The 6,667-nt window shown below is 67.5% G+C and carries 6 protein-coding genes and 1 pseudogene; 4 read left to right on the top strand and 3 right to left on the bottom strand.

Translation table 11 applies throughout. The features are described 5' to 3' along the window. Window positions 1–485, top strand: a 485-nt coding sequence (locus tag WU80_RS23645; protein ID WP_197286014.1) for a pyridoxamine 5'-phosphate oxidase family protein, incomplete at its 5' end; no start/stop codon positions are given. Here WU80_RS23645 and WU80_RS23640 read toward each other — a convergent pair. Then, window positions 482–1,126 carry a TetR/AcrR family transcriptional regulator gene (locus WU80_RS23640; protein WP_055405521.1) on the bottom strand — a complete coding sequence of 215 codons (645 nt, stop codon included), beginning with the start codon at window positions 1,124–1,126 and terminating at the stop codon, window positions 482–484. The two genes, WU80_RS23645 and WU80_RS23640, sit on opposite strands and share 4 nt — an antisense overlap. A 99-nt stretch (window positions 1,127–1,225) precedes the next feature. On the opposite strand from WU80_RS23640, the gene WU80_RS23635 reads away from it, so the two are divergent. The 3 genes from WU80_RS23635 to WU80_RS23625 are packed head-to-tail and all read left to right on the top strand — an operon-like array spanning window position 1,226 to window position 4,931. Further along, the gene (locus WU80_RS23635; RefSeq protein ID WP_055405520.1) at window positions 1,226–2,356 is read left to right on the top strand and encodes a VOC family protein; all 1,131 of its coding nucleotides are present in this window, start codon (window positions 1,226–1,228) and stop codon (window positions 2,354–2,356) included. Continuing rightward, window positions 2,353–3,303 (top strand): fumarylacetoacetate hydrolase family protein, encoded by a 951-nt coding sequence (locus WU80_RS23630; protein WP_055405519.1) that lies wholly within the window; start codon window positions 2,353–2,355, stop codon window positions 3,301–3,303. Before WU80_RS23635 ends, WU80_RS23630 begins: the two co-directional genes overlap by 4 nt. A 2-nt stretch (window positions 3,304–3,305) precedes the next feature. Next, entirely contained in the window at window positions 3,306–4,931 is a 1,626-nt protein-coding gene (locus tag WU80_RS23625; protein WP_082460008.1) for a bifunctional 3-(3-hydroxy-phenyl)propionate/3-hydroxycinnamic acid hydroxylase, read from the top strand. Here WU80_RS23625 and WU80_RS23620 read toward each other — a convergent pair. Together WU80_RS23620 and WU80_RS23615 are read right to left on the bottom strand one after the other, a co-directional pair. Then, the gene (locus tag WU80_RS23620; protein WP_055405518.1) at window positions 4,823–5,719 is read right to left on the bottom strand and encodes a universal stress protein; all 897 of its coding nucleotides are present in this window, start codon (window positions 5,717–5,719) and stop codon (window positions 4,823–4,825) included. The genes WU80_RS23625 and WU80_RS23620 overlap by 109 nt on opposite strands. Before the next feature lie 136 nt (window positions 5,720–5,855). Then, window positions 5,856–6,647 (bottom strand): annotated as a pseudogene (locus tag WU80_RS23615) (formate/nitrite transporter family protein); the annotation flags it as partial. Window positions 6,648–6,667 lie beyond the last annotated feature (20 nt).

Genomic DNA, 6,667 nt, shown 5'->3' with positions numbered 1-6,667 from the left:
TGTGTATAAGAGACAGGGTCAACGTCGACCAGTCATACGGCAACTGCCCCAAGTACATTCACCCCCACGCCATCGATGTCACCGCGTTCGCTGCCCCGCCTTCTGTACCCACTAGGCGCGCAACGCTTCTCGATCCATCCGATCGGGCGATGATCGCTTCGTCCGACACATTCTTCTTGGGCACAAGTCATCCCAGTCGGGGCAGCGATGCGTCACACCGCGGAGGTCCACCCGGATTCGTCCGAGTCGAGTCCCCCGACCGGTTGTGGTGGCCGGATTTCCCGGGCAACAACATGTTCAACAGCTACGGCAACCTGGCCGTCGACGACGAGGCCGCCTTGCTGTTCGTCGATTTCGATACCGGCGCCGCCCTGCATGTCACCGGCACCGCACGCGTGCGGTGGACCGCGCCCGGGGCGGCCGGTGACGACGGCGGCGTGGGCAGGAACGTCGCATTCTCAGTCGGCGCCGTCGTGAAGCGCTAGGGCTCGAGAAGCCCGCCCTCGGGCAGCGGCCGTTTGCAGATCGCGTGTGCCTCGTCGGCGCTGAGCCCGAACAGCCGCAGCACGTTTTCGGTGACGACGTCGGCGGCGTGCGCGTCGTCGCGATCCGGATGGTGGCGCAACAGGTTTCCCAAGCCCAACAGCGCCCCGCCGGCCATGGCGAGGGCCAACTCGGGATCGTCGACGTCGAACCGCCCGGCCGCGACGCCGGCTTTGATATCGCGCAGCGCCCGCGGAGCCAAGCCCCGTTCCGACGTCAGCAATTCCATTCCGTTGGCCAGCAGGATCTGGCTCTCCTGGGGCCGGCGCCGGAAGAGCCGGCCGGTGAGCCGGAAGCTGGTGGCGAAAATCTCGGCCGGGTCCTCGATCGACTCGGTGAGCCGGTCCAGCATCGACCCGTAGGCGTCGAGCACGTCGGCCACGGCGGCCTCGAACAGCTGCTCCTTGCTGTCGAAGTGGTTGTAGAAGGACCCCATCCCGACGTCGGCGGCCTGGGTGATCTCGAGGACGGGAACGTTGACCTTGCCGTCCGCGATCAGTTGCTGTGCCGCTTTGACCAGCGCAGCCCGGGTGCGCCGCTTGCGCCGTTCCAGCCGGTTGGCCGGCTCCGCCATCGCGCTCATGACGAGCAGTATGCATCAGTAATGAAGATTCCGTCAGCCTCTTGACTGAACGTTGTCTCGTATGTGACGATTTCGTCAGTTACTTTTTTGGGAGTAGTCATGCATCTGACGAAAAGCGCGCGCGACCACGCGCACAGCGAGCAGGGCGCGCGGCCCGGGGAGCATCCCGGCCGGTCCCGCAACCCGGTGGTCAAGGTCGCCGATCTCGCCTGGTTGGAGTTCGAACGGCCCGACATGACGCGAGCCGAGGCGTTCGCGCGGGCGTTCGGCTTCCACACGGCGCATCACGGGCCGGACGAACTGCAATTGCGCGGTACCCGGGCGGGCGCGCCATGCGTCATCGTGCGTCGAGGACCGCGCAGTCGTTTCACCGGCGCGGCGTTCCGGGCCTGCGACGAGGCCGACGTGCGCCGGCTGGCGGCCCGCTTCGACGCCCCCGTTCGACCGCTGCCGGAGACCATCGGGGGCCGATCGGTCGAGTTGACCGACCCCAGCGGCATGTCCGTTCGCGTCGTCGCCGGCATGCAGGAGCTCCCCGAACTGCCGGGCCAACCCGTCCACGACTTCAACTTCGGACGCGACGTGCGGCGCACCAACACCGGCCAGCGCCCCCCACGAGTTCCCGCTCAAGTGCAGCGCCTGGGCCACCTGGTGGTGCAGTCGACCAAGTACCTCGAGACGCTGAACTGGTATCTGGACAACCTGGGCATGATCGTCAGCGATTTCCTGTACTTCCCCGGCCAGCGCGACCGCGGGCCGACGATGAGTTTCATCCGGTGTGACCGGGGGTCGACACCCGCCGACCACCACACGCTGGCTATGGCCCTCGGTCCGGCCAACCGCTACGTCCATTCGGCGTATCAGGTCAGCGATCTCGACGCGCTGGCCGCCGGCGGCGAATACCTAGGCGCGCGAGGCTATTCCAGGTCCTGGGGAATCGGCAGACACATCCAGGGCAGCCAGATTTTCGACTACTGGCGCGACCCCGAGGGTTACCTGTTCGAGCACTTCGCCGATGGCGACCTGTTCGATGCCACGCTGGACCCGGGCTGGGCGCCCTTCACCGCATCCGGGCTGGCCCAGTGGGGGCCGCCGGCCACCAGGGATTTTCTCGGCACCGATACGAAATCGGTTCCCGGAGAATTGCTTTCGATGATCACCGCGCTGCGCGCGCACAACGAGTTCGACATCAACCGTCTGATCGGCCTACTGAAAGTCACCACCTCATGACCCTCTCCGTACTGCACACCGCCTCCGAAACCGGCCATGCGTGGTGGCTCAAGTCCGCCCAGGGCGCCGCCCGGATCCAGACCGAGGCCACCAGCACCGCCGCGCTGCTGGCCGACCGGGCCGCGATCGAAAGCGCCGCCGCCAGCACCGATCTCGTCGCCGTCGACACCCTCGCGCTGATCTCGCCGGTCACCCGACCGTGCCGGGTCATCGCTCAGATGACCAACTTCGAGTCGCACGTCAAAGACGCGGGCATGGATCCGGCGTCCACCCCGCTCACGTTCTTCCGCAAGGCCTCGGCGTCCATCAACGGCCCGTTCGACGACATCGTCAAACCCCAGCACGTCAGGTTTCTCGACTACGAGGTGGAGATCGGTCTGGTGATCGGCCGCGCGGTCCCGGTCGGCACCACCATCTCCGATGCCAACCTCAGTGAATTCATCGCCGGGTTGGTCGTCACCAACGACGTCTCGGCGCGCGACATCCAACTCCCGCAAACCCAGTTCTACGAGGCCAAGTCGTATCCGACGTTCACACCCGTCGGCCCGGAGTTGGTGCTGCTCAACGCCGATGAGCTCAAGCGATTCGGTGATCTGCGGCTGCGGCTCAGCGTGAATGGCGAAGAACGCCAGAACGGCCTCGTCGAGGGTGACATGCTGTACCGGCCGCTCGAGGCCCTGCAGTCGCTCACCCAGTTCCAAGAACTCGCCCCGGGCGACCTGGTGCTCACCGGCACTCCCGTCGGCACCGCGCTGAGCGCCCCGCCGAAACCCATGCAGTTCATCGGAAACCTGTTGCCGCCGGCCGTCAAATGGAAGATGTTCTTCTCGCGGCAGGAGGCCAACCCGAAATACCTGCATGACGGGGACGTGGTCGAGGCGTCGGTGGCCACCGACGACGGGGTCATCGACCTCGGAACACAGCGCACCACAATCCGATTCGCGTGACCATGACCCGGCAAGTCCCCGTTGTCATCGTCGGCGCCGGCCCGACCGGCGTCACCGCCGCCACGCTGCTGGCGCAGTACGGCGTGGACTGCCTGGTGCTCGACCGCTGGTCCGGCGTGTATCCGCAGCCGCGCGCGGTGCACCTGGACGACGAGATCTATCGAATCATCGCCCGCCTCGGGCTGGCCGGCGAATTCGCCGCGATATCGCGGCCGACGCTGGGCCTGCGGTTGGTGGACAACAGGTTTCGGACGCTTGCCGAGTTCAACCGGGACCCCGGGGCCAGTGTGCACGGCTTCCCGCAGGCCAACATGTTCGACCAGCCGGAACTGGAAGCCCTGCTGCGGTCCAACCTCGACCGCCACCCCAACGCCCGACTCCGCGGGGACGCCGAGGTCACCGACATCACCGCGGCCGGCACACACATTCGCGTCACCTTCACCGACCGGGCCGACGGCCGAGTTCATCACGTCGACGCCGACTACCTGCTCGGCTGCGACGGCGCCAACAGCTTGGTGCGCACCAAGATCGGCTCGGCCATGCGGGATTTGAAATTCGAGCAGCGCTGGCTGGTGGTCGACATCGCCAGCGACGCGGACCTGGGCCAGTGGGATGGGGTGCACCAGGTGTGCGACCCAAAACGCGCGGGCACCTACATGCGCATCGGGCCGGGCCGCTACCGGTGGGAGTTCCGGCTCCTGGCCGGCGAAACCGCGAACGACTTCGGCACCCTGGAACGGCTGCGGCCGCTGATCATGCCATGGACCAGCGCGGTGCCCGCCAGCGCGCTGACGCTCTTGCGGGTCGCCGAGTACACCTTCCGAGCCCAGATCGCCGACCGCTGGCGCCGGGGGAACGCCTTTCTCCTCGGTGACGCGGCGCACCTCACTCCCCCGTTCATCGGCCAGGGCATGGGGGCGGGCCTGCGGGACGCGGCCAACCTCGCGTGGAAGATCGCCGGAGTCCACCACGGCACCCTGGCGCCCGACGTGCTGGAAACCTATGAGCGGGAACGCAAGCCGCATGCCCAATCCATGATCCGGTTGGCGCTGGGCATCGGCTGGGCGATGACAGGCGGTGGCCGCCTGGGCAACGGGGTGCGTCGGGTGGTGTTGCCGCGGTTGCGGCTCATCCCCGGCCTCCGCGAGAAGGTCGTCGACTCGAGAACGCCCGCGCTGCGCCGTTCCGCGTGGGTGTGCGCGTCGCGACGACCGCGCGGGCTCGCCGGCACGCTGTGCCCGAATCCCCCGGTAGGACAGGGACATCGCTTGGACGACGCGCTCGGCGCCGGTTTCGCGCTGATCACCACCGCCCGCCCCACCGCGGCCGATGAGGAGGCGCTGCGGCGGCGAAATGTCGACGTGCTGGTGGCCGACGCCGACAGCCCGCTGGGGTCATGGCTGCGCCGTGGGCGCGCGACGGCCGCCCTGGTGCGCCCCGACCGCACCGTGGCGCGGTCCGGTCGGGATCTCGCCGCCCTCTGCGGGTGGGCGGCCACCGCCCTTGCGGCCGGAAAGGATCAGTCGGACGCCGTCGGCCGCGCGACGATCACGGGGATGCGGACCGAGTGCAAAACCGAGTTGCTGACCGAACCCAGGAGTATGCCCGTCAACCCGCCCCGGCCGTGACTGCCGACGACGAGAAGCTGGGCGGTCTTGGACTTTTCGGCGAGCTGACGGGCCGGCCCGTCCCGGACGACCAACCGCTGCACGGTCACATCGGGATAGCGTTCCTGCCAGCCGGCCAGGTTTTCGGCGAGGGTGCGATGAGCTTCCGCTTCCAGTGACGACCAATCCGCTTCCGGGAGTTCGCTTATCGCGATGTCACTCCACGCGTGCAGGGCCACCAGGTCGACGCCGCGGCGGGAGGCCTCGTCGAACGCTATTGCGGTAGCGAGCCCGGAAGCCGGCGAGCCGTCGACCCCCAGCAGGACGGGGGCGTCCGCCGTGTCCGGAAGATCACCGACGTCGCCATGGACGACGGCGACCGGACAATTGGCGTGCCGCACCACGGTGGCACTGACCGACCCGAGGACGCCCCGGGCCAGCAGGCCCCTCCCGGCCGTACCCACGACGATCATGGCCGCCTCGTCGGACATCTTGATCAGCGCCAGCGCCGGGCTGGAGTACACGAGTTCCCTGTTGATGGTGATCTTGACATCCGCCGGCAGCGACTCCTCGGCGAGCTTGATCGCGTGCATGATCGCCTTCTTGCCCTCGTCCTCCAGCCGCACGACGAGAGAGTCGGGGTATGGAACCGGTGGCCAGGTGGCGGTGGGGGTCGTCACCGCGTGGACGACGGTGAGTGGAATCTTTCGCAGTGCCGCTTCGTGGGCGGCCCAGGTGGCGGCGGCATTCGATGCCGGCGAGCCGTCGACCGCGACGACGATGCCGCGCTGTTGATCAGGTGCTGACATTTCGTTCTCCCTCCATCACCAGCGACGCTATAAACGCGCGGGGCCGCAGTCGTGAGGCTTAAGTCCCTAACCACCGGGACGGAGGGCTTTGCTGTGGACGAGTTAAGGCGGCCGTAACGCCACGGTCACCCGCCGGTCAGATGCGGCGCCGCTGTAACTGCGCGATGGCCCAGAAGGGCAGCGCCACGAACAGCGTTCCGCCGATCAAATTGCCCACCGTGGTGATGGAGAGGTTGGTCAGCAGGCCGTGTTCGCCGAAACCCCAGCCGATCAGCCCGCGCGGTGCGGCCGGGTGAAAGAGGTTGAGCAACAGGGGAAGACCGAGGAAGCCGACGTTGGCGATCACGTGCTGGGTGCCGCCGATGACGAACGCGAACGGTCCGTAGAACGCGAACGTCATGCGGGCGACATCGCTGCGGGCCTTGAAGAACATGCACATCGAGGTTTGCAGGAACCAGGTGCACACCACGGCCAGCAGCAACGCGGTCCAAAACGGCTGGCCGGCCTTCTGCGTGCCCACCGTGGCGGCCCGCTCGGCGAAGGCGCCCAGGTACGGGCCGCCGGCGGCGCCGCAGATGGTGACGAACACCAGCGCCCCCAGGACGTTGCCGATGAGGCCAACGACCACCAGTAGGGCGTAGCTGCCGATGCTCATGGCGCGGTTGAGGACGGCGAGGAATCCGGCGGCCATGTCGGCGGTGATCAGCGACATGCCCGACACCAGAATCAACACGAAGGACATGCCGAATGCCAAGCCCATCAACAAGCTTGCGACGCCCGGGGCCTTGACTCCGGTGCTCACCATCAACGCCAGCAGCGCCCCGAAGGCGACCATCACGCCACCGACCAAGGAGCGCATCAGGAACGCCCAGGGCTGTGTCGCCTTTTCCACGGCCATCGCCCCCACGCGGTCCACCATGGCACCCACACCTGTCTCTTATACACATC

The organism is Mycobacterium sp. UM_11, assembly GCF_001414075.1.
In the GTDB taxonomy this organism is placed as follows: domain Bacteria; phylum Actinomycetota; class Actinomycetes; order Mycobacteriales; family Mycobacteriaceae; genus Mycobacterium.
The sequence above is the reverse complement of the archived record's forward strand: the minus strand, read 5'-3'. Positions and strand labels throughout refer to the sequence as shown.